Origin of the sequence: Eikenella corrodens (assembly GCF_900187105.1) — a bacterium.
GTDB classification, from domain to species: Bacteria; Pseudomonadota; Gammaproteobacteria; order Burkholderiales; family Neisseriaceae; genus Eikenella; species Eikenella corrodens.
Genome location: NZ_LT906482.1, coordinates 2,101,885 through 2,124,930, shown reverse-complemented (window position 1 = coordinate 2,124,930; position 23,046 = coordinate 2,101,885). Strand labels below are relative to the sequence as shown.

At 55.0% G+C, this 23,046-nt stretch carries 23 protein-coding genes and 1 tRNA gene; 14 read left to right on the top strand and 10 right to left on the bottom strand.

What is annotated here, in order from left to right:
• Positions 1-82: 82 nt before the first annotated feature.
• The 6 genes from CKV94_RS10705 to CKV94_RS10680 form a co-directional block, all read right to left on the bottom strand.
• Positions 83-775, bottom strand: coding sequence for a DUF502 domain-containing protein (locus CKV94_RS10705; protein WP_003822754.1), 693 nt, complete (start codon positions 773-775; stop codon positions 83-85).
• A 324-nt stretch (positions 776-1,099) separates the two neighbouring features.
• Positions 1,100-1,225: a type B 50S ribosomal protein L36 gene (ykgO, locus tag CKV94_RS10700; protein ID WP_003822751.1), complete on the bottom strand. Its 126-nt coding sequence runs from the start codon at positions 1,223-1,225 to the stop codon at positions 1,100-1,102.
• Between the two features lies 1 nt (position 1,226).
• Positions 1,227-1,499 carry a type B 50S ribosomal protein L31 gene (locus CKV94_RS10695; protein WP_035580083.1) on the bottom strand — a complete coding sequence of 91 codons (273 nt, stop codon included), beginning with the start codon at positions 1,497-1,499 and terminating at the stop codon, positions 1,227-1,229.
• Positions 1,500-1,686: 187 nt separating this feature from the next.
• Entirely contained in the window at positions 1,687-2,493 is an 807-nt protein-coding gene (locus tag CKV94_RS10690) for a septal ring lytic transglycosylase RlpA family protein (RefSeq protein ID WP_003822749.1), read from the bottom strand.
• Between the two features lie 39 nt (positions 2,494-2,532).
• Positions 2,533-2,997, bottom strand: coding sequence for a tRNA (uridine(34)/cytosine(34)/5-carboxymethylaminomethyluridine(34)-2'-O)-methyltransferase TrmL (gene trmL, locus CKV94_RS10685; RefSeq protein ID WP_035580328.1), 465 nt, complete (start codon positions 2,995-2,997; stop codon positions 2,533-2,535).
• Positions 2,998-3,107: 110 nt separating this feature from the next.
• A complete protein-coding gene (locus tag CKV94_RS10680) occupies positions 3,108-3,833 on the bottom strand; it encodes a ComF family protein (protein WP_035580080.1) in 726 nt (241 codons plus the stop codon).
• Here CKV94_RS10680 and bioH point away from each other — a divergent pair, their 5' ends adjacent.
• Both bioH and CKV94_RS10670 read left to right on the top strand, forming a co-directional pair.
• Entirely contained in the window at positions 3,834-4,580 is a 747-nt protein-coding gene (gene bioH / locus CKV94_RS10675) for a pimeloyl-ACP methyl ester esterase BioH (RefSeq protein WP_003822743.1), read from the top strand.
• A gap of 109 nt (positions 4,581-4,689) precedes the next feature.
• Positions 4,690-5,481: a hypothetical protein gene (locus CKV94_RS10670; protein WP_003822740.1), complete on the top strand. Its 792-nt coding sequence runs from the start codon at positions 4,690-4,692 to the stop codon at positions 5,479-5,481.
• A 253-nt stretch (positions 5,482-5,734) separates the two neighbouring features.
• Here the strand turns inward: CKV94_RS10670 and CKV94_RS10665 are convergent, their stop codons facing one another.
• On the bottom strand, positions 5,735-6,679 hold the full coding sequence (locus CKV94_RS10665) for a serine hydrolase (protein WP_003822736.1): 945 nt from the start codon (positions 6,677-6,679) through the stop codon (positions 5,735-5,737).
• A gap of 303 nt (positions 6,680-6,982) precedes the next feature.
• Here CKV94_RS10665 and clpX point away from each other — a divergent pair, with 303 nt between their 5' ends.
• From clpX to CKV94_RS10630, 7 genes are all read left to right on the top strand, one after another.
• The gene (gene clpX, locus CKV94_RS10660) at positions 6,983-8,239 is read left to right on the top strand and encodes an ATP-dependent Clp protease ATP-binding subunit ClpX (protein ID WP_003822735.1); all 1,257 of its coding nucleotides are present in this window, start codon (positions 6,983-6,985) and stop codon (positions 8,237-8,239) included.
• Positions 8,240-8,315: 76 nt separating this feature from the next.
• Complete coding sequence (locus CKV94_RS10655; protein ID WP_003822734.1) at positions 8,316-8,519, top strand: hypothetical protein; 204 nt, start codon at positions 8,316-8,318, stop codon at positions 8,517-8,519.
• Positions 8,520-8,664: 145 nt separating this feature from the next.
• Positions 8,665-9,408, top strand: a complete 744-nt coding sequence (gene rpsB / locus CKV94_RS10650) for a 30S ribosomal protein S2 (protein ID WP_003822732.1) — start codon at positions 8,665-8,667, stop codon at positions 9,406-9,408.
• 131 nt (positions 9,409-9,539) lie between these two features.
• Complete coding sequence (tsf, locus tag CKV94_RS10645) at positions 9,540-10,394, top strand: translation elongation factor Ts (protein ID WP_003822731.1); 855 nt, start codon at positions 9,540-9,542, stop codon at positions 10,392-10,394.
• A 386-nt stretch (positions 10,395-10,780) separates the two neighbouring features.
• Positions 10,781-11,851 (top strand): zinc-dependent alcohol dehydrogenase family protein, encoded by a 1,071-nt coding sequence (locus tag CKV94_RS10640; RefSeq protein WP_196761974.1) that lies wholly within the window; start codon positions 10,781-10,783, stop codon positions 11,849-11,851.
• A gap of 217 nt (positions 11,852-12,068) precedes the next feature.
• Complete coding sequence (gene upp / locus CKV94_RS10635; protein ID WP_003822725.1) at positions 12,069-12,704, top strand: uracil phosphoribosyltransferase; 636 nt, start codon at positions 12,069-12,071, stop codon at positions 12,702-12,704.
• 162 nt (positions 12,705-12,866) lie between these two features.
• Positions 12,867-13,553: a sulfite exporter TauE/SafE family protein gene (locus CKV94_RS10630; protein WP_003822723.1), complete on the top strand. Its 687-nt coding sequence runs from the start codon at positions 12,867-12,869 to the stop codon at positions 13,551-13,553.
• 416 nt (positions 13,554-13,969) lie between these two features.
• Here CKV94_RS10630 and tadA read toward each other — a convergent pair whose 3' ends face one another.
• A complete protein-coding gene (gene tadA / locus CKV94_RS10620; protein WP_003822719.1) occupies positions 13,970-14,734 on the bottom strand; it encodes a tRNA adenosine(34) deaminase TadA in 765 nt (254 codons plus the stop codon).
• A gap of 208 nt (positions 14,735-14,942) precedes the next feature.
• Here tadA and CKV94_RS10615 point away from each other — a divergent pair, with 208 nt between their 5' ends.
• Positions 14,943-15,830: a VirK/YbjX family protein gene (locus tag CKV94_RS10615; protein ID WP_003822718.1), complete on the top strand. Its 888-nt coding sequence runs from the start codon at positions 14,943-14,945 to the stop codon at positions 15,828-15,830.
• 164 nt (positions 15,831-15,994) lie between these two features.
• On the opposite strand, the gene nth is transcribed toward CKV94_RS10615, so the two are convergent.
• Positions 15,995-16,627, bottom strand: coding sequence for an endonuclease III (gene nth / locus CKV94_RS10610; protein WP_003822717.1), 633 nt, complete (start codon positions 16,625-16,627; stop codon positions 15,995-15,997).
• Between the two features lie 101 nt (positions 16,628-16,728).
• Positions 16,729-18,993: a LysM peptidoglycan-binding domain-containing protein gene (locus tag CKV94_RS10605; RefSeq protein WP_003822716.1), complete on the bottom strand. Its 2,265-nt coding sequence runs from the start codon at positions 18,991-18,993 to the stop codon at positions 16,729-16,731.
• Positions 18,994-19,231: 238 nt separating this feature from the next.
• Between CKV94_RS10605 and CKV94_RS10600 the strand changes: the two genes are divergently transcribed.
• From CKV94_RS10600 to gltX, 4 genes are all read left to right on the top strand, one after another.
• Entirely contained in the window at positions 19,232-19,924 is a 693-nt protein-coding gene (locus tag CKV94_RS10600) for a class I SAM-dependent methyltransferase (protein WP_003822715.1), read from the top strand.
• Between the two features lie 56 nt (positions 19,925-19,980).
• Positions 19,981-20,071, top strand: a tRNA-Ser gene (locus CKV94_RS10595).
• Between the two features lie 196 nt (positions 20,072-20,267).
• Complete coding sequence (locus CKV94_RS10590) at positions 20,268-21,422, top strand: trans-sulfuration enzyme family protein (RefSeq protein WP_003822713.1); 1,155 nt, start codon at positions 20,268-20,270, stop codon at positions 21,420-21,422.
• 217 nt (positions 21,423-21,639) lie between these two features.
• Positions 21,640-23,046 (top strand): glutamate--tRNA ligase, encoded by a 1,407-nt coding sequence (gene gltX, locus CKV94_RS10585; RefSeq protein WP_003822710.1) that lies wholly within the window; start codon positions 21,640-21,642, stop codon positions 23,044-23,046.

Sequence of the window (23,046 nt, the reverse complement as noted above, 5' to 3'; positions counted from 1 at the left end):
TTGTTAAACGATAAAGGGTAATTGTAAAGGTTTGCGGGGTCTTCAGGTAGCCTTTGGAATTGGCAAGAGGCTACCTGAAAAATCATTCGCTAGGCTCGGGCAGCTTGATTGGAGCAGCTAATTTGCCGTTTTTGTGTTCATCCGGTGCCACCATGCCCAGCGAAATCACATATTTCAACGCTTCGTCCACGCTCATGGCCAAGGGGCGGATGTCTTGTTTGCGCACGAAGATGTAGTAGCCGCCGGTGGGGTTGGGCGTGGTTGGTACATATACGGCGATATATTCGTTGTCTTCCGGTAGGGCTTCGCGCAAGGCTTGCGGCACGTCGCCGGACACAAAAGCAATCGTCCAAATATCGGGCTGCGGGAATGGCACGAGCACGGGGGTTTTGAACGAGCGGCTGTTGTCGGAGAGCAGGCTCTCGGACACTTTTTTCACGCTGGAATAGATAGATTTCACCACAGGGATCCGCCCCAGGAGTGAATCCCAGCCTTCAATCACTTTGCGCCCGAGCACGTTGGCGCCGAGTACACCGGTTACGAACAGCACAACGATGGCCAGGATGAAGCCGAGGCCGGGGATGTTGAAGCCTAGGTAGCTCTCCGGCTGCCATTGGGTGGGCAGCAGGTTGAAGAGGTGGTCGGTGGTGGAAACGATGTAGGTTACCACCCACAGGGTGATGGTGATGGGCAGCCAGACTAGGAGGCCGGTAATCAGGTAGCGCTTGATGGCTTTGCCGATGCCGCTGCTTTCTGACGGTGTTTGCTCGCTCATGTCTATCCCGTAGGAATGACTTAGTAAAAGTGACGCATTATACGCGTTTGCGGTGGAATAAACGAGGGCTTTGCGGGAAGGGGATTGAATTTATTGACGGGATAGGGGCTGGTTTGATACCACGGCATGATTGTGTTTTACAGTGGAACAGAAAGGCTACCTGAAAGCCATTTCCGCGAAGCCAACGCCTGGTTTGCAAGAAACCTTAAATTCGACAACGGTCTATGCGTGTTGAATCGGAATCGGAAAATGGGCGTTGTCGAAAGAGGTGTTGGCTTCGCGGAAATGGCTTTCAGGTAGCCTATTATTTGGTTAAAACCCTGCTTAACGCTGCCGAGCCTTAAAGCGGGGATTGCTTTTGCAGATTACGTACACTTTGCCCCGACGGCGTACCACTTGGCAGTCGCGGTGGCGGGTTTTGGCGGTTTTGAGGGAGGAGAGGACTTGCATTTCAGTTATCCTTTTTCAGGGCAGACATCATGCTGCCGTAGCGTTGGTTGAATGCGCTGGCGCGGCCTAGTTTGTTGTGCTCGCGTTGCTGGCCGGTATAAACGGGATGGGAGGCGGCAGATGTGTCGAGCATGAATACGGGGTACTCTTTGCCGTCTTTCCATTGCATGGTGTTGCTGGTGGGGGCGCAGGAGCGAATAAGCCAGCCTTCGTTGGCACTGCTGTCGAAAAACAGGACGGTGCGGTAGTTTTCGGGGTGAATATTTGGTTTCATGAATTGCCTTTCAAACGTTATACCATAACATTTAATCATAAGCCGGATAGTTTGGCAAGACAAGAATTGTTCTTGATTAGGTTATTTTGAGTAGTGGCGGATAAGAAACAGGCTACCTGAAAGTTTAGCTTCGCAGAAACTTCGCTGCGCTGCGTTTTCAGGTAGCCTGTTTGCCGATAGTTGGTGTTTACAGTTCGGTAGTAACCACAGCCTTGGTTTGATCGGCCTTGTCTTGGTGGGTGAACGGACCCATACGGACAAGGAAACCGCCGTTGCGCTGCGGCACCATGAATACCTGTTGGCTGGTATTGTTGGCGTGGCGCAGGCGGGTGGTGGTTTGCACTACGTAGTCGTGGGCGGCTTTGCGCTGGTTGAAGTGGCGCAAATCCACATAAATATTGCCGGCTGGTTTGGCAGCGGGCTGTTGGGTTTCGGCCTCGGCGCGTGCCTGACTGAGCAGGATTTGTTCAATGCGCACGTTGGCAGTGCCGGCATTGATGAAGCCGAGCTGGCGGGCGGCAGATTGGGATACGTCGATGACGCGGCTGCTGTGGAAGGGGCCGCGGTCGTTAATGCGCACCACTACGCTTTTGCCGTTGGAAAGGTTGGTTACGCGGGCATAGCTGGGGATGGGCAGGGTTTTGTGGGCGGCGGTCATGAGGTTCATGTCGTAACGCTCGCCGGAAGCGGTGAGGCGGCCGTGGAATTGGCGGCCATACCAGGATGCGCGGCCGGTTTGAGTGAATTGGCGCACATTGGTCATCGGGGTGTAGCGCACACCGCGCACTTGGTAGCTGCGGTTGGCGGACTGGTGAAGCCGTTCGGGTTTGGCGACGGCGTTTAAATGAATGCTGCCGCGGCTGTGGTATTGCTGCCGGGCGGCGGGCTTGGCCGTTGCGGCTTTGGGTTCGGCAGCGGCGGTATTAATTAGGGCGGTGCACAGACCGATAGCGGCAGTGATGCCGATAAAGAAGGCATTTTTCAATTTAGCCAAAATAGACTCCGTTTCTTGAGTGGATGGGGTTGTTGGCGGTTAGATACCACCGTGGTAGCCATTTTGCCGCCATGCTTCATACAGCATTACGGCCACCGTGTTGGAAAGGTTCATGCTGCGGCTGCCGGGTAGCATGGGCAGGCGCAATTTTTGGTTTTCAGGTAGCCTTTCGAGGATTGCTGCCGGCAAACCGCGGGTTTCTGGGCCAAACAAAAAAACATCGTCCGGCCGGAATTCGGCTTGGTCGGGGCGGGTGCGGCCTTTGGTGGTGAGCGCGAATATACGGCGCCCTTCCAAGGCGGCAAGGCAATCTTCAAAGGTTTCATGCAGGCTGATGCGGGCAAATTCGTGATAATCGAGCCCGGCACGCTTCATTTTGGCCGAATCCAAAGGGAAACCCAGCGGCTTCACCAAATGCAAATCAGCACCGCTGTTGGCGCACAGGCGGATGATGTTGCCGGTGTTGGGCGGGATTTCGGGTTGGTATAAAACAATGCTGAACATGAAGCGATATGCAGCGAAATTCAAACAAATAAGGCTGATTTGCAACAAACCAGCCGTTAGGACGATGCGCGGCATGATGCCGCAGCAGGGTAACTACGTCAATTATCTTTTCATTCGGCGCGGGCGAACACCCAGCCATAAACCGCTGCAGCCCCCGCCCGCTGCAAAGTTCGGGCAAGTTCGCCAATTGTTGCACCGCTGGTAACAACGTCGTCGATTAACAGCACATGACGGTTCTTTACATCCGCCGCTGAGGCTACCTGAAAAATACCGTGCACGTTTTTGGCACGCTCATTTCGGGGCAGGGTGCTTTGTGCCGGTCGGTGGGGGCGGGTTACCGCAAACGGCGGCAACAGCGGCAGATTCAGGTGCTTAGCTATAGTCTCGGCCAGCAGCAGGCTTTGGTTGAACCCGCGTTTGTGCAGCCGCCGCACGCTCAAAGGCATCGCCATCACCAAATCCGGCGGAGTCGGCCACACGGGCGGCTCGGCCAGCATCAGCTCGGCTAAGGCGGCATATAAATCGTTGCGGCCGAGGAATTTGTAGGCATACAGCAGGTTGCTCAGCGGCGGTCGGTAGGCGAAGGCGGCGTTGAGCTGGGTTTGCGGCGGCGGTTTTCGTTGGCAGTGGCCGCATGGTAGGCCGGAAGCAGAAATGCCGGCACACAATGGGCAGCGGCGGCGCGCATCCAGCCGCAGGCAGTGCAAATCCGCCGTGCAGCCGCCGCACAATGACTGGCTGCCGGATAATTCATGGCATAATATGCAGCGTTTGCTCCGGCTGGAGGCTAGCTGAAATAGCCGCCACTGCCCGGCTAACCAAGTTGAAAGCGCCATATGTCTGATTCCGTAAATATTATGCTGTTGCACGGTTGGGCGGCCAACCATCATATTTTTGACCTGCTGGTTACCAATTTGCCAGAATGCCGCATCGCCGCACCCGATTTGCCCGGCCACGGTGCGGCTGAGTTCGATAGCGCGTTCGACGTGGTTGCTGTGGCCGACTCGCTGGCGGCTCAATTAAATGAGCCCGCACACCTGCTTGGCTGGTCGCTCGGCGGGTTGGTGGCGCTGCATATGGCTGCGCGCCATCCCGAAAAAGTACGCAGCCTGTGCCTGACCGCCAGTTTTGCCCGCCTTACTGCCGCGCCGGATTATCCCGAAGGTTTGGCCAAACCCGCGCTGGGCAAGATGATACCGCTGTTTGCCCAAGATTTTGCCAAATATATGCGCCAGTTTTTGCAGCTGCAATTTTTGCACATCCCGGAACGCGCCCACCTCGCCGATGAAGTGCTGCCGGAGATCATCCGCCACGGCGTACCGCCCGGTCTGCAAGCTGCGTTGGATGCCGTAGTACGCACCGATGCCCGCGCGTTGCTGCCGCAGGTGCAGTGCCCCGTATTGCTCGTGTTTGGCGGCAAAGACGGCATCACTCCGCCGCGCATGGGCGAATACCTGTGCCGCCAGCTGCCCAACAGCCGCCTGTTGCTGATCGAAAAGGCGGCACATATTCCGTTTTTAAGCCATGCCGATGAATTTTCTGCCGCTTACCGAGTCTTTGTCGGGCTACCTGAAAAAACATAGCAGGCTGAAAAACATCAAAAAATTATTTTAACTTCATTAAAACAGATGTTTTCAGGTAGCCTCAAGCAGGCTGCCCGAAATCCGACACACACCACAGGCTACCTGAAAAATGACTACCGACCGCTGGCTGATCCACCGACGCCTTGCCGAAGATACCGACCAACGCTTGACTCTCATTGCCACCGCACCGCAGCATATTTTACTGTTTGGTGCTGATGGCGATTGCAGCCGACGCCTGCTGGTCGAGCGTTATCTGCAAGCCACGTTCAGCGAATACGACAGCCGTGCCGACCATCTACAGGCAGCCGCGGCTGCGCGCCAAACTGGCTTTTGGCAACGCCTTGCCGGCAAAGGCAAAACCGTGCCGCAACACTATCAAACACCCACAACCCCGCTGCCCGAGGCGCAGGCAGATTGGCTATGGTGCAACCTTGGTTTGGTTCCCTCGGCTGCCCAGCCCGTGCCCGTGATTGAAAACTGGGCGCGTGCGCTGAAAACCGACGGACTGCTGTTTCTCACTCATTTTGGCCTCGATACGCTGGCTGAAATCACAGGCTACCTGAAAATGCGCAACATCGATGTGGCCAGCCCGTTTGCCGATATGCACGACCTCGGTGATATGCTGTTCCACCACGGCTTCTACGATCCGGTAATGGACACCGCCAAGCTGGAGCTAGCCTATACCCGCGCCGAAACTTTCTGGCAGGATATGGACACGTTGGGCATTTGGGCGGTTTTGCAGTTTACCGACGAAGCCGCTGCCCGCGCCGCGGTGAACGAAGGCTTTGCGCAAGGGCTGCTGCACACGGTAACGCTGGAAACCGTGTACGGCCACGCGGTGAAAAAACTGCAAATGCCGGAGAATGAAAATGTGGTGCAGTTTTATCCGAGGCGGAGATAGCTTGGTTTGTTGCTTGGATTAAAGGCTACCTGAAAATGGTTTTTCAGGTAGCCTTTGTTATGACTGGAGAGCTAAGGGGTGATGAAACATTTAACTTTGTGGAAGTTACGTTTTCAGGTAGCCTTTATATATGTTCAGTCCGTAAAGCCAACTAGTGACGGCAGGCATATGGTTAGCAAAAGGCTACCTGAAAAAAAGAAAGCATCTATTTTCAGGTAGCCTTTATTTGGCGTATGCAAAAAGCTGATTAGGCTTAGATTTCGCGACCGTTCACCCAGTTTTGGATCGCGCGCGCATCGTTTACGCGGGTGGTGGGCGAGGGGGAATTGAGCAGCACGATAATCAGCGGCTGGCGCTGTACATTGGCATACAGCACCATGGAGCGGCCGCTTTCGCGGATGTAGCCGGTTTTCTGCAGGGAGATGTTCCAAGTGCCTTCGCGCACCAGTGCGTTGGAGTTGCGGTATTGCTGCACTCGGCCGTTGCTGGTTTGGGCGGAGCCGGAGTTAGAAGTGGAGAATTGACGGATAAGCGGGTATTCGTGAGCGGCGCGCACCATCAGGCTTAAATCGCGCGCAGTGGATACATTGCGGAAATCAAGGCCGGTGGGATCGTAGAAACGGGTTTGCTGCATGCCGAGGCTCTGCGCTTTGCGGTTCATGGCGCTCATGAAGGCAGGCAGGCCGCCGGGATAGTTGCGGGCAAGGGCGTGGATGGCGCGGTTTTCGCTGCTCATCAGACCCAGGTGCAGCATTTCGCGGCGGGTGAGGGTGGTGCCCACGGAAAGACGGCTGCCGGTGCCTTTGAGGCGGTCGATTTCGGCTTCGGTGATTTCCAAGGTTTCATTCATGTTCTGGCGGGCATCTAGCACCACCATGGCGGCCATCAGCTTGGAAATGGAAGCGATGGGACGGACTTGGTCGATACCTTTTTGATACAGAATCTCGCCGCTGCGGCCATTCATAATCAGTGCGGATTGCGAAGTGAGCAGCGGCCCGGCCACGGCGGCTTGGGCTTCCACTCGTTCAGCCGGACGGCTGCTGAGGAAAGTGCCAAGCGGGTCGTCTTGCACGGGCAGGTTTTGTTCGAGGAACTGGCCAAGCACATCGATATCGTCTTGTGCAGCGGCGGGCAGGCTGGCCAAGGCTAGGCTCAATCCGGTGGCTAAAATCAGCCAAGTCTTTCTAATTGCAAACAATTTTGTTACCTATCAGTCTGTTGTATGGCAATGCCGTTAGGCGATTTACCGTTGTAGCAGGCAAATATCTGTTTTAACGGTAAAAATGAAAACTTGCTTATTGTGGATAAAAAAGCCAATTTTGTAAACCCTAGATAGTGTAAAAGAATTTTTGTAAAGAGCAGGCTTTGCTATGAAGGTAATGGTCGGGGTAGCGGGAGCGGCAGCAGCCCCCGCGTTGATATGCGTGGGATTCCCCTATATACTTCCACGTTTTGCCATCTCCATTACGGCACAACACATTACATTGCGGAATCACATCAAATGAGCAACGAAACCCGATACTGTTCTTTCTGCGGCAAATCGGAAAATGAAGTAAAAAATCTGATTGAAGGCGATAATGCATTGATTTGCAACGAGTGTGTCGACACCTGCAGCCACATGATCCACAGCGAGGGAGCAGCGGCGGGCGAAACGCATTCCGGCGAAGACAGATTGCCCACGCCGGCTGAAATCGTCAGCAATTTGAACCAGCACGTTATCGGTCAAGAGCAGGCCAAAAAGGTCCTGGCAGTGGCGGTGTACAACCACTACAAGCGCCTGCGCTATCCGAAAGAGGGCGATAATGTGGAGTTGGCCAAATCCAACATTCTGCTCATCGGCCCCACCGGCTCGGGCAAAACCCTGCTGGCGCAAAGCTTGGCACGGCGTTTGGATGTGCCGTTTGTTATGGCCGATGCGACCACGCTTACCGAAGCCGGCTATGTGGGCGAAGACGTGGAACAGATTATTACCAAGCTCTTGGGCAATTGCGATTTCAATGTGGAAAAGGCGCAAAATGGGATTGTTTATATTGATGAAATCGACAAGATTTCCCGTAAGAGTGACAACCCCTCGATTACTCGCGATGTGTCCGGCGAGGGCGTGCAACAGGCTTTGCTGAAACTGATTGAAGGCACGGTGGCATCCGTACCGCCGCAGGGCGGACGCAAGCACCCGAATCAGGATTTTATTCAGGTGGATACCACCAACATCCTATTTATCTGCGGTGGCGCCTTTGCCGGTTTGGAAAAGGTTATCCGCCAGCGTACGGAAAAGGGCGGTATCGGCTTTGGCGCTTCGGTGCACAGCAAAGACGAAGATGCCGATGTTACTGAGCTGTTTGAAATTGTCGAGCCGGAAGATTTGATTAAATTCGGCCTGATTCCCGAGTTGATCGGCCGTTTGCCTGTTATTGCCACACTGGCCGAGTTGGATGAAGAAGCACTCATCAGCATCCTGACCGAGCCGAAAAATGCCTTGGTGAAACAATATCAAACGCTGTTTGAAATGGAAGGGGTGGAGCTGAAGGTGCAGCCGTCTGCCCTGCGCAGTATCGCCAAACTCGCCATGCAGCGCAAAACCGGCGCGCGCGGCCTGCGCTCGATTGTGGAACGCGCCCTGTTGGAAACCATGTTCCGATTGCCGGATATTAAAGAGCAGGTAAAAACCGTAGTGATTGACGAGACAGTGATTAACGATAACTGCCAGCCCAAACTCCTCACCGCAGACGGGCAGGAATATCAACTACCGCAGCAATAGGTATGAGGCTACCTGAAAATAGCAATCCGGTTTCAGGTGGCCTCGATTTTCAGGTGGCCCTAATTGGGAAAATGCCATGTGGCACATTGTTTTTATCGGCTATATCTTTGTTACCCTGATGTTTGCCCTTGCGCAACCATCGTTGGCTCGGATGCTGATTTATTTGGTGGTGTGGACAATATTGCCCACGCTGTTTGCGTTTTGGGTGGTTTATATCCGTTTGCGCAACAAACGCCTCAAACAGGAAGAAAAGCAGGGTAGGGAAGCCTTGCCAAAATAACACTTTTCTCCTATAATCCCGCAGCTTTCGTTTTGAAAGCTGTTTCTTTTTTTATCTTAACGCTCGCATCTTGCACCAAAGGGTGTCTCAGTTTTGAGATTCTGTGTGCATTGATGTTTGCTATAACCCTTTGTAAGGAAAATAAATGTCTCAAATTACTATGCGCCAGATGTTGGAAGCAGGTGTTCACTTCGGTCATCAGACCCGTTACTGGAACCCGAAAATGGAACAATACATTTTCGGCGCCCGCAACAAAATCCATATCATAAACTTGGAAAAAACCCTGCCCCTGTTCCAGGAAGCGCAAGATGCCGTTCGCCGTTTGGCTGCCAACAAAGGCACCATCCTGTTTGTCGGCACCAAGCGCCAAGCCCGCGACATCGTGCGTGAAGAAGCTACCCGTGCCGGTATGCCCTATGTGGATCACCGCTGGTTGGGCGGCATGCTGACCAACTACAAAACTGTTAAGCAGTCTATCAAACGCTTGGAAGAAAAAGCTGCCATTTTGGAAAATGCTGAAGCCAGCGGTTACAACAAAAAAGAACTGCTTACCATTCAACGCGAAGTGGAAAAGCTGGAACGCTCGCTCGGCGGCATCAAAAACATGAAAGGCCTGCCCGACGCCATTTTCGTGATTGACACCGGCTACCAAAAAGGTACGCTGACCGAAGCCGGCAAGCTGGGTATTCCGGTAATCGGCGTGGTGGATACCAATAACGATCCGGAAGGCGTGAAACACGTTATCCCTGGTAACGATGACTCCGCCAAAGCCATCCGTCTGTACTGCCGCGGTATCGCCGATGCCGTATTGGAAGGCAAAAACCAGGCCTTGGCCGAAACCGTAGCCGCTGCACAGCAGGCTGCTGCTGACGAAGCCGAATCTGCTTAAGCTGATACCACGTGAGGCTACCTGAAGACACCGTTTCAACAAGCGGACGCCAAATCCGGCCTTTCAGGTAGCCTTCAATTTATCCAAAGCGCGGCATCCGGCCGCGTTTCTCAATAAAACAGGAGTAAATAATGTCTGCAATTACCGCAAAAATGGTTGCTGATCTGCGTGCCGCCACTGGCTTGGGCATGATGGAATGCAAAAAAGCCCTGGTGGAAGCCGATGGCGACATGGCCAAAGCTGAAGAAATCCTGCGTATTAAATCCGGCGCCAAAGCCAGCAAGCTGGCCGGCCGTACCGCTGCCGAAGGCGTGTTGGCTTATGCCATCGAAGGCAATGTGGGTGCCTTGGTGGAAGTGAACTGCGAAACCGACTTCGTGGCTAAAGACACCGGCTTCATCGCCTTTGCTCAATTCGTAGCCAAAACTGCTGCTGAGAAAAAACCGGCCACCGTTGAAGCACTGGCCGAGTTGGTGGAAGGCGAGCGCAAAGCCGTGATTGCCAAGTTGGGCGAAAACATTTCTGTACGCCGCTTTGAAATCATCGAAGCTGCCAACAACCTCACCACCTACATTCACGGTGCTGCCGCTACCGAAGGCGTGCTGGTGGAGTACAAAGGCGATGAGACCACTGCCCGTCACGTTGGCATGCACATCGTGGCTTCTAAGCCGCAATGCATTTCTGCCGAGCAGGTTGATCCCGAAGTGGTGGCTAAAGAGCGCCACATCTACACCGAGCAGGCGATTGCTTCCGGCAAGCCCGCCGAAATAGCCGCCAAAATGGTGGAAGGCCGCGTGAAGAAATTCTTGGCTGAAGTAACGCTGCTGGGCCAACCCTTCGTGATGAACCCTGATCAAACTGTTGAGCAGTTCCTGAAACAACAGGGTACTGAGATCGTGAACTTCGTTCGCTTCAAAGTGGGCGACGGTATCGAGAAAAAAGAAGTGGATTACGCTGCTGAAGTAGCTGCTGCTGCCAAAGTGTAATTTTGCTTATATGAAAACAGCCTCTATTCCGCTGGGATGGAGGCTGTTTTGTATTGTGTGAGGAAGATAGTGGTTTTTCAGGTAGCCTTAATGTTTCAACCGTATCATTGGGATAATCAAATCGGTACATTGCTTACAACTTGTGCTGCATCATAGCAAAGGTATTTGCTGCAGATGACTGATGAAATAATAGTTTAGCTTCTTATTTGCATAATACTTCCTAAAATTTCCATTGTTATGATATAACACTATATTTTAAAACGAGAAATTTTGCTATTTTGGAAAAATAAAGATTATAATGAACGCATCCGGAATTCTCCGGATTCTTTCCCAACTAACCGATTATTCATCGGCAAACATATTAGGAGAGCATGATGAGCAAGACCATGAAAGCCATGACCTATTACGGCGAAAACGATGTCCGCTTCGAAGACCGCCCGGTTCCCACTATCATTGATCCTACGGATGCTATCATCCGCGTTACCAAAACCACCATTTGCGGTACGGATTTGGGCATCATGAAGGGTAAAAACCCGGAAATCGAAGCAGTTGCCCGTGAAAAAACCGGAAAATGGGAAGGCCGTATCCTCGGTCACGAAGCCATCGGCGTGGTGGAAGAAGTGGGCTCTGCCGTTAAAGACTTCAAAAAAGGCGATAAAGTTATCGTATCTTGCGTGAGCCGCTGCGGCACTTGCGACAATTGCCAGAAACAGCTCTACGCCCACTGCCGCAAAGAAGGCGGCTGGATTATGGGCTACATGATCGACGGCACCCAAGCCGAATATGTGCGCACTCCGTTTGCCGATAATTCGCTCTATCATCTGCCCGAAACCCTCAACACCGATGTGGCCGTATTCCTCTCCGACGCACTGCCTACCGGCCATGAAATCGGTGTGCAGTACGGCCAAGTGAAACCTGGTGACGCCATTGCCATCGTCGGCGCCGGCCCCGTGGGCATGGGCTGCCTGCTGACTGCCCAGTTCTACTCTCCGGCCACCATCATCGTGGTGGATATGGACGAAAACCGCCTAGCCATGGCCAAAGAAATGGGTGCTACCCACACCATCAATCCTAACAAGGAAGATGCTGTGGCCAAGATTTTGGAGATCACCGGCGGCCGCGGCGTGGATTGCGCCATGGAAGCCGTTGGCTATCCCGCCACTTGGGATATCTGCCAAAAAGTGGTGAAAGAAGGCGGCCACGTGGCCAACGTCGGCGTGCACGGCAAATCTGTGGAGTTCGATTTGGCCAAACTGTGGATCAAGAACATCACTGTTACCACCGGCTTGGTAAATGCCAACACCACCGGCATGCTACTGAAAGCCTGCGAATCCAGCAAACTGCCGATGGAAAAACTGGCCACCCACCGCTTCAAATTCAGCGAAATGGAAAAGGCCTACGATGTGTTCAAACACGCAGCCGACACCAAAGCCATGAAAGTCATCATTGAAGTGTAAGCCGGTTCGCTTGCTGAAATGATAAAGAGGCTACCTGAAAATTTTCAGGTAGCCTTTTGCTGCGCCCAAGCATATATGAATGTCTGGTAGTGAAAAGAATACATCTAATACGGTCTGGCAAGCCGATGCCGTAGGAAGAAATTGCAGCCCCCGCTTTTTCCCGCCCGCCTGTTAAGCTAAAATACGCCCCGCCAAATCAAATGAAGGAAACCATAGCATGAACTTAACCGTTATCGATCATCCGCTGATCAAGCACAAAATCACCCTGATGCGCAAAGCCAACTGCAACACCTACCAATTCCGCACTTTGGTAAAAGAGCTGGCCCGCCTGATGGCCTATGAAGCCAGCCGCCATCTGGAAACCGAGCCACTTTCTATCGAAGGCTGGTGCGGCCGCATCGAAGGCGAGCAGATTAAAGGCAAAACCGTAACCGTGGTGCCGATTCTGCGTGCCGGTTTGGGTATGCTCGATGGCGTGCTCGACCTGTTGCCCACCGCCAAAATCAGCGTGGTTGGCCTGCAGCGCGACGAAGAAACCCTGCAACCGGTTTCCTATTTCGAGAAATTGGTGAGCAAAATGGACAAACGCCCGGCCATGATTCTCGACCCGATGCTCGCCACCGGCGGCTCGATGGTAGCGACTATTGATTTGCTGAAGAAAAAAGGCTGCCGCAACATCACCGCTCTGGTGCTGGTGGCCGCACCGGAAGGCGTGAAGCTGGTGAACGACAAGCACCCTGACGTGAAAATCTACACCGCCGCGCTCGACAGCCACCTCAACGAAAACGGCTACATCATCCCCGGCTTGGGCGATGCCGGTGACAAGATTTTCGGCACCAAGCAAACAGCTTGATTGCCCGATGCATTCGCCAACAGGCTACCTGAAAGTTGTGAAATCATTTTCAGGTAGCCTGAATTGCCACTTGGCAGCAATAGTCAAAGCAACGATTTTCCTCCGGCAGGCAGCGGGCTGTCGGCAGGAATCAGTGCTAGAGCTATCCCGGAAAACAACGCCATGGTCTCCACCCTCACACTCCTCTCCCTTGCCGCCACCGGCTTTCTCGGCGGCGGCCATTGCGCCGGCATGTGCGGCGGTTTGAGCACCGCCTTTGCCTTGCAGCTGCCGCCGCAGGTGGGGCGCGTGAAGCTGATTGTGCTGATGAACCTCGGCCGCATCGGCAGCTACACTTTTATCGGCCTCTTGCTGGGCGCGCTGGGGCAGTTCGGTATTTCGCTGGATCAAACCCGCCTGTTGCAGCATATCCTGTTTGCCGCTGCCAACCTGCTGCTGTTGTTTATCGGCCTGTATCTGGCTGGGCTCAACGCCTATGCCGCGCAGGTGGAAAAGCTCGGGCGGCCGGTGTGGCGACGGCTCAATCCGCTGCTCAACCGGCTTTTGCCCATCCAAAACACCCCTGCCTGCTTTGGCGTTGGCCTGCTGTGGGGCTGGCTGCCGTGTGGCATGGTGTACAGCGCCTCGTTATATGCGCTGGGCAGCGGCAAAGCGGTGGATGGTGCGCTGATGATGCTGGCCTTCGGCTTGGGCACGCTGCCAAACCTACTGGCGATGGGGCTGTTTGCCAACCAACTCAAAGGCCTGCTGCAACATCCGCGTTTCCGGCTGGTGGCCGGGTTGAGTGTCAGCCTGTGGGCGGCATGGCAGCTGTGGCATGGAGTGGCGGTTTGGCTGCAGGTTGGCTGAAAATATAGTTGTTCATGTACTGCGTCGGGTTTGATTTCAGTTTGAAGACAGCTATGGCGAAACAACAGCCGGATAACTGCATTTCTCCAATATCGGGGAATGGTTATCCGGCTGTTTTGTATTCGGCCAGTTTCTATAGTGAATTAAATTTAAACCAGTACAGCGTTGTCTCGCTTTGCCGTACTATCTGTACTGTCTGCGGCTCGTCGCCTTGTCCTGATTTTTGTTAATTCACTATAGTAGCGGTTGGCGGATGATTAAAGGCTACCTGAAAACTATCCGCTACTGTTTTTCAGGTATAGGTGGCTTATCTCAAATCGGCATTTATCGTGAATCAAAATAAGAATGCTGCTGCGGTGGCTCGCTTGGCCGTATATGTATGCAGCCTGCGGCTCGCCGCCTTATTTTAATCCACGCTATCCTTGCCGCCGCTCCTGAAAAAAACGTTGCAGCAGCTGCGCACTTTCCGCTGCCAACACGCCGCCTTGCACGGCGGTGTGCGGGTTGAGCTGTTTGTTGGCAAACAGGTCGAGCATGCTGCCGGCAGCACCGGTTTTTGGCTCGGCAGCCGCGTAAATCAGGCGGCGGATTCTCGATTGCATGATGGCACCGGCGCACATGCTGCACGGCTCGAGGGTAACGTATAAATCGCAGCCGTCCAGCCGGTAGTTGCCCAATCGGCGGCCGGCTTCGGTAAGTGCGGCGATTTCGGCATGGCGGCACACGCTGTGTTCGGTCACGCAGGCATTGGCGCCGCGACCGATGATTTCGCCCCGGCGCACCACCACTGCGCCCACCGGCACTTCGCCTGCGGCCAAGGCCTGCTCGGCCAGTTGCAATGCCTGCTGCATCCAATGTTCGCTTTCTTCCGGTGGCGGGAATAGCGCCACCGGGCGATGGGCACGCAATTTGGCGCGCCACGCGGCCTGCTCGGCTTCGTTCAGGTAGCCTTCCCGCCCTTCGGCCAACAATACCAGCTGCCACAGCGTGGATTCGGTCACGGTGAGGCCGCTGGCTTTGAGCAGCAGGAAAGCGGTGGCGGGCGTGGTGCGGCGCAGCTCGGCGGTGTCGGCTATGCCCAGTTCGAGCAGCGCTTGCCGGGTTTTGGGAGCAAGCGGGGGCGTGGTGAGCGGGATGGCGTGCATAATGGACGGGAATAATGATCGAATGGGCAGCATCATAATTGCGCGGCTACAGTTGAGGCAAGACGGGAGGCTACCTGAAAAGCAGAGATAGGTTTTCAGGTAGCCTTCATTCTCGGCGGCAAGCCTTGCAAGGCCGTTGGCAAATCGGGTAGGATTGGCCGCTTTTCGATGGTCGGCTTTTGCCCGGCATCGCTTTGTTTTTCACGCAAACGGCCCGGCGCCGTTTGGCATAATATGGGCGCTTATGTCTGATTTATTTCACTTTCCCACTTTCGACGAACAGTATCCCAATTTGCGCGAACGGGGCATCCGCAAATATGCGGTGGTGTATCTGCGCGACCAAATCCAACGCCTGCTGGCGCGGCGGCAATGCGAAGAGTTTACCGCCTTCATCAACCAACATCCGATGTGGGCACCGATTTTCCGACACAATCCCTATGCCGCCCGCGCCGTGCTGGATACTTATGCCGACAACCGCTTCGACAGGAACGCGCGATTGCAAGCGGTAATCAACAACTTCACTTTGGCACAAAACAAGCCTTCCGCTGCCAAGTGGCAAGAGTTGGTAACGCAGCGCACCGTCGTGCTCAACCATCCCGCGCCCGAGCTCTCCATCAGTTTGAATATCAACCACAAAGACCCGTTGGAAGGCTTCTTTTTGGTGAGCCTGCAAAGCACCGAGCGCAGCCGCATTTACGATGCCGTGTTCAGCTTTATCGCGCCCAACGGCCTGCTGATTACCTCCATCCAAGGGCCACACAGCAGCGATGCCCCCGAGCTTATCCGCCACACCACCAAGCAGCTGCACGGCGTGCGGCCGATGTTTATGATGGTGAACGTATTTAAGCTGATGGCTGCGGAACTCGGCTGCGAGCTCTACGGCATTCCGCACAAAAGCCAGGCTAAATTCCGCTGGAACGACTCCAGCCGCCTGCTGTTCAACTACGATGCCTTCTGGCAGGAAAACCAAGGCAGCCTCGAGGCCACCGGCTATTGGCGGCTGCCCACTCAAATCGAGCGCACGCCGCTGGAAGAAGTGCAAAGCAAAAAACGCTCTATGTACCGCAAACGCTATGAAATGCTGGATACGCTGGAGCAGGATATCCGCCGCTTCTTTCGTTCGGAAAGTTGATTATTGAGCAGCACAGCGTGCGCATTATGTTTCAGGTAGCCTCCAAACCAGTGAGAGGCTACCTGAAACATATCTGCCACCCCAAAACCAAGCCCTGTCTGTTCAGGTAGCCTGCCTTATTATTGAGAGGCTACCTGAAAAATACAGGGCTTGGCTTTATTGATTTAAACCGTTTTGCCTTTGTATTCGCATAAGTCATACACGATGCATTCGTGGCATTGGGGTTTTTGCGCCTTGCAGGTGTAGCGGCCGTGCAGGATGAGCCAATGGTGGGCGTTGAGCAGGAATTCTTTGGGCACGAAGCGCATGAGTTTGTCTTCTACTTCGCGCACATTTTTGCCGGGGGCAAGATTCATGCGGTTGGCCACGCGGAAAATGTGGGTATCTACAGCCATGGTCGGTTGGCCGAAGGCAGTGTTGAGCACAACATTGGCGGTTTTGCGGCCGACGCCGGGCAGCTCTTCGAGCGCTTCGCGGGTATTCGGCACTTCGCCGCCGTGCTTTTCCAGGAGCAGGCGGCAGGTTTGCATAATGTGTTTAGATTTGGTTTGGTAGAGGCCGATGGTACGGGTATATTCCATCAGTTGGTCTAGACCCAAATCGAGGATGGCTTGCGGAGTGTTGGCCACGGCAAAGAGTTTGGCAGTAGCTTTGTTCACGCCTTTGTCGGTGGCTTGGGCAGAAAGCAGCACGGCGATGAGCAGCTCGAAGGGGCTGTGAAACACCAGCTCGGTGGTGGGGTTGGGGTTGGCGTCGTGCAGGCGCTGGAAGATTTCGCGGCGTTTTTGCGGGTTCATGTTTGACAGGAGGTGTTTGTAACTTACTGGATAAGCTGTAGAAATATTTTCAGGTAGCCTTAATTGAGGCTACCTGAAAACGTTGCAGGTTTGGGCAACGGTTAAGTGCCGCTGCTCACGCGCAGTTTTTGGCCGGGGTGCAGCACGCTGTTGCTCAAGTTGTTGCTGCGCTTGATGTCGGCCACGGAGGTATTGTAGCGGCGGGCGATGGATTGCAGGGTATCGCCGCTGCGCACGGTGTGGGACACGGTTTGCTGGCGGCCGTTTCTGCCATTGCGATCGTTGCCGGCGTGGTTGTTACGCTCGTTGCCGCGTTCGTTGCGGCTGTTAGGTTTGTTGTCAGCATGGCGGTTGGCAGCCTGTTGATTGCTGCTGGTGCTCACATGCAATACTTGGCCGGTGCGGATGTTGTTGCCGCGCAGGTTGTTGGCACGGCTGAGGTCGGCCACGTCTACGTTGTAGCGGCGGGCAATGGAATACAGCGATTCGCCGGACTGCACTTTATGGGTGACTGTTTGCGCACCACGGCGGTTGGCCTGCTGCTCTTGGCGGGCAGCGCGGCGTTGGTTGTTGCCGGTGTTGGCGGCCAGTTGGCCGAAGCCGGCATTATTGGTGCGGCGAGCTTCAGCTTGGGCTTGGCGGCGGGTTTCCTGGGCTTCAGTTTGGGCTAAGGAGGCGCGCACGGCGGCTGCGGCGCTATTGCCATTATCGGCTTCATCGGTATCGACAGGTGTGGTGTCGTTATCCGTGCTGCTGCTATTGGCCAAGGACATCAATGGGTCGGGTTGAAGGTTGCTGTTGTCAGCAAGCTCGGCGGTTTCAGGTAGCCTGTCTGTTGGGGTGTTGATATTGCTGGAAGCAGCAGGTTGCTCTACGGTTTGGGCAGCTGTTTGGGTAATCGTTGGAGCCGAGGCTACCTGAATATCAGGCGAGCTGGTTACACGAGGCGCAGGCTCGGCGGGGCGGGGGCTGTTGGCAGCCAACGCGGCAAAAGCGGCAGGGGCTGGGTTTGTTGTCTGCTGTACGGGCACACGAATGGGCTCAGGCGGGCGAGCCGGTTGGGCTGAGGCTACCTGAACGGGGGCGGGCGGTGTGGCAACAGGCTGGGCAGCAGGTTTGGCAGCAGCCACGGTGCTGGTGCGTTCGGCTACGTTTTGGCTATTGCGGCGGATAAGGTTGCCCAGCGGGTCGTCGCCGGCGGGCTTGTTATCAGCCAGCATCTGTACGCCGCGGCCTAGCTGGCTGTTGTTCAGGCTGTTTTTGGTCACGAGGATAGGCAGACCGGCACGGATGGTATTGCTGCTCAAGCCGTTGGTGCGGCGCAGGTCGGCCACGCTCACGCCGTTGCGGTCGGCGATGTCGCTGAGGGTGGTGGCGCCGTCAGAGCGCAGGATGTCGTAGGAGAGCAGGGATTCTTTGGGCGCATTGCGCAGATTGCGCTCGAAGGCGTTTACCGCGCCTACGGGCAGAAGCAGTTTGCGCTGGCCGTTTTCGGGCATGAATACGGGCACTTTGAAACTGGGGTTGAGCGCTTCAAATTCGGCTTGGCTGATATTGGCCAGGCGGGTGATGGCGTTAATGTCCATCGGGCTGTTGATGCTGATGGCTTCGAAATAGGGCTTGTTTTCGATGTTGGAAAGGTTTAGGCCGAACACTTGCGGGTTGCTCACGAGGTTGCGTACGGCCAGCAGCTTGGGCACATAATTGCGCGTTTCGTTGGGCATATTGAGGTTTTCATACACCGGCTCGAGCCCCTGGCTGCGGGCGCGGTTTACGGCACGGCTTACGTTGCCTTCGCCCCAATTGTAGGCGGCCAATGCGAGCGACCAGTCGCCGAACATATTGTGCAGATATTGCAGATAGTTTAACGCGGCATTGGTGGAAGCATAGATGTCGTGGCGGCCATCGTAAATATTGTTTTGCGTTAGGCCGTAGTGGCGGCCGGTGGCGGGCATAAACTGCCACAAGCCGGAGGCGCCCACGTGGGAGCGGGCTTTGGTCACGAATGCGCTCTCAATAAACGGCAACAGGGCAATTTCGGAAGGCATGTTGCGCTTTTCCACTTCGGAGAGAATGTGGTAAAGATAGGGGCGGCTGCGCTCCACAGTGCGGTTGAAATAGGCGCTGCGGGTGCTGTAGTAGGTTTCGTGGCGGCGCACGATTTCCGGGTTGACTTCGCTCATGCGGAAGTCTTGCCGCATACGCCCCCACAAATTATTGTGGTGGGAGGAGGGATTACGCAGGATGGCAGCGTTGAGATTGGTGATGGAGGCGGCAATCTGCTCCGGCGTATAAGTTTGGGCGAGGGCAGAAGCCGGGATTCCCAGGCTTAAAATGGCCAAGGAAAGAAATTTCAATTTACTCATGGCAGAGGAATGAGTCCGTTGTGGTTAACGTTATGATTGGATAAATTTTTTTGGATATTAAAGGCTGGGCGGAAATGGTGTCAAGCCGCAGCTGGGCGCTTTGCCGATACGGCATGCGCAAAGGTAGAATGATAACACGAGAGTGCGTCCGAACTCTCTTTTCCGGCAGGTTTCTTTACGCTGTGTTTTGCAAAATTTTGTTTGATCGGTATGATGGCTGGCAGAATGAGGAGGTGGCATGATAGAAGAAAACAGGTTGGCCGAATGGCTGGACAACACCGCCACAGGAGGCTACCTGAAAGCAGCGGAGCAGGCGTTCTTTGCCGCGCATACGGCTGATCCATACGGCATCACCGTAGTTGCTTCGCTCTGCTGCTGGGATTGCTGGCCGCAGCAGGTGGTGCGGCTGGGGCGGGGTAGGGCGCAGGCAGATGTGGTGTGCGCACTGCCGCAACTGCCGCTGTTGTCAGGCAGCGTGCAGACTTTGTTGCTACCGCACGGTTTGGAATTATGCGCGCAGCCGGAAGAGTTGCTGCGGGAGTGTTTCCGCGTATTGCTGCCCAATGGCAAGTTGGTGCTCAGCGGGTTTAACCCGTATTCGCTGTGGCGATTCGGGCTACCTGAAAAACAACTCGGCCTGCGCGCCCATGCGCTGCCGTTGCCGAAAGTGAGACGGATGCTGGCTGAGGCCGGTTTCAGGCCGGATACGGGGCGGTTTATGGCCTATGTGCCGCCGTGGGAGAACGAGCGGGCGCTGCAGCGCTGGCACTTTATGGAGCTGGCTGGCAACCGCTGGTGGCCGGCAGCCGCTGCGGCTTATGGTTTGGCGGCAGTGAAAACGGTGTATCCGCTCACCCCGCTGCGCGAAAAGGCCGGCAAACTGCGGGGCGAAGGCTTTTCATTGTTGCCGGGAAATTGCCGCCAGGGGTAGGGCAGAAAATGGTTGTGTTGCCGTGAGGGTTTTAGTATAATCGCGCACCTTACCTCGGAAAGGTGGATGAGTGGTTGAAGTCGCACGCCTGGAAAGCGTGTATACGTGAATAGCGTATCGAGGGTTCGAATCCCTTCCTTTCCGCCAGAATATTTTTGCAGAGCATCGGCTTTGCGAAGCCAAGTCAAAACAGCCGGCTACCCTGCTCGGCTGTTTTTTTGTATCTACCGCAACCGGCACCATCGCCAATACGGCCATATAGCGAAGCAATTATTTTCCCACCAAGCGAGCCAACGCTATAGGAAGAGCTTCAGCTATCAGAGGCTACCTGAAAGGAGAACCCATGCATTTTGATACCGAAATCATCCACAGCAGCTACAACCCTGATGAGCACAACCGCGCCATTATGCCGCCGATTTATCAAAACAGCATGTTCGCCATGCACCAAATCGGCGAAAACATCCCCTACCGCTATTCCCGCCTCGCCAATCCCACGCGCAAAATTTTGGAAGACACCGTGGCCGAATTGGAGCACGGCTGCGCCGGCTTCGCCTTCGGCAGCGGCATGGCCGGCATTGATGCCGTATTCCGCACCGTATTGCGCCCCGGCGACACCATCATCGCCGTAGCCGATATCTACGGCGGCGCCTACGACCTGCTCACCGAAGTATATGCCCAATGGGGCGTAAACGTCGTGTTCGCCGACCTCACGCTACCTGAAAACCTCGATAAGCTCCTGGCCGAACACAAAGTGAAACTCGTGTGGCTGGAAAGCCCCAGCAATCCGCTGCTGCGGCTGGTGGACATCCCTTTGTTGGCGCAAAAAGCCAAAGCTGCCGGCGCGGTGGTGGGCATCGACAACACCTTCGCCACTCCCTATCTGCAAAACCCGCTCGATATGGGCTGCGACATTGTGTTCCATTCCGCCACCAAATACCTCTGCGGCCATTCCGACGTGCTGATGGGCATTGTGGTAGCCAAGGAAGAAGCCTGGGCTCAACGCCTGCAAAGCACCTTGGTGAACACCGGCGGCATTGCCGGGCCGATGGATTGCGCCTTGGTATTACGCGGCATCAAGACCCTCTCTGTGCGCATGAAGCAGCACCTGGCCAACGCTGCCGAGCTCGCCCGCCGCTTGGAACAACATCCCGCCGTGGCTAAAGTGTTCTATCCGGGCCTGTCCAGCCATGAGCACCACGAATTAGCCAAACGCCAAATGCGCGGCTTCGGCGGCGTGGTGTCGGTATATTTGAAGAAAGACGGCCAAGCCGCTGCCGATTCTGTTATCCGCAACCTCAAACTACTGCACATGGCCGCCAGCCTTGGCGGCGTGGAAAGCCTGGTGAACCATTCTTTCAGCCAGTCGCACAGCGGCATGAGCCCTGCGGTAAAAGAAAAACTCGGCATCCGCGAAGGCCTGCTGCGCTTCTCCGTGGGCATTGAGGATATTGAAGACATTTGGCGCGATATCGATACTGCATTGAACACCACGCTGTAACGCGCCTGCCAGAATGGCAAACAGGCTACCTGAAAATTGTGCTGCATGGCATTTCAGGTAGCCTTTTATCTGCCGCCACATTCCCCGAAGCCAGCCCAATCCGCTACAATACGCCCTTTCCCAATAGCGGATTCACTAAAGTTTTACCACGGCGTTGGTTCGCTTGGTATCGAAAGCTTGCTAATCCGCTATCTATCTCATTCTGAAAGCCAACATCATGACCATCAAAACCCGTTTCGCCCCCAGCCCCACCGGCTACCTGCATATCGGCGGCGTGCGCACCGCGCTGTATTCATGGGCATTTGCCAAGCACCACGGCGGCGAATTCCTGCTGCGCATCGAAGACACCGATTTGGAGCGCTCCACCGCCGAATCCGTGCAAATCATTCTCAACGGCATGCAATGGGTAGGCCTGCACGCCGACAATGCCGATAATATCGTTTACCAAACCCAAAACTTCCCGCGCTATAAAGAGTTAATCCAACAACTGCTTAATTCAGGCCATGCCTACCATTGCTATTGCAGCAAAGAAGAATTGGAGCAGATGCGCGAAAAAGCCGAGCGCGAAGGCACGGCCACTTACGACCGCCGCTGGCGGCCGGAAGCCGGCAAAACACTGCCGGAAATTCCCGCAGGGGTAGAGCCAGTTGTCCGCTTCAAAATGCCGACCGACGGCGTTACCCGCTGGAATGATTTGGTAAAAGGCGAAATCAGCATTCCCAATGCCGCGCTCGACGACCTCATCATCGCCCGCGCCGATGGCACGCCCACCTACAACTTCTGCGTGGTGGCCGACGATATGGACATGGGCATCACCCACGTTATCCGTGGCGACGACCATGTGAACAACACGCCGAAACAAATCAACATTTTCAAAGCCCTCGGTGCCACCCCGCCCGAATACGCCCACCTGCCCATGATTCTGAACGAGCAGGGCAAAAAAATCTCAAAACGCAGCGGCGACACCGTAGCAATTACCGAATACGAAGACTTGGGCATTCTGCCCGAGGCTCTGCTCAACTACCTCGCCCGCTTGGGCTGGGCGCACGGCGACGACGAGTTTTTCAATATGGAGCAGTTCGTGCAATGGTTTGAGCTGGAACACGTTTCTTCCTCCGCCAGCCGCATGGATGCAAAAAAACTGTATTGGATCAACGCCGAACACATCAAAGCCACAAGCAACGCCGAACTGACCAAACTGGTGCTGCCTCGCTTGGAAAAACAAGGTGTTGTGGTTTCAGGTAGCCCAAAACTGGAAGACGTGCTGGCATTGGTGAAAGACCGCGCCCACGATTTAAACGCACTGGCCGCCGAATGCACCTACTTCTACCGCAAAGCCGTGCCGTTGGAAGCCGATGTGGCCAAACATTGGGATAGCGAAGCTCCCGCGCGGATGCAGCGTTTTGCCGAAAAACTGGCCGAGCTGGCAGAACAGGATTGGACGGCAGAAAACATCCACGCCTTATTCCCCACATTCTGCGAAGCCGAAGGCATCAAAATGGGCAAACTCGGTATGCCGCTGCGCCTGGCCGTGTGCGGCACCGCCAAAACACCGAGCGTGGATGCCGTGCTGGCCTTAATCGGCAAAAAAGAAGTGCTGCGCCGTATCCGCGAATCGGCTTAA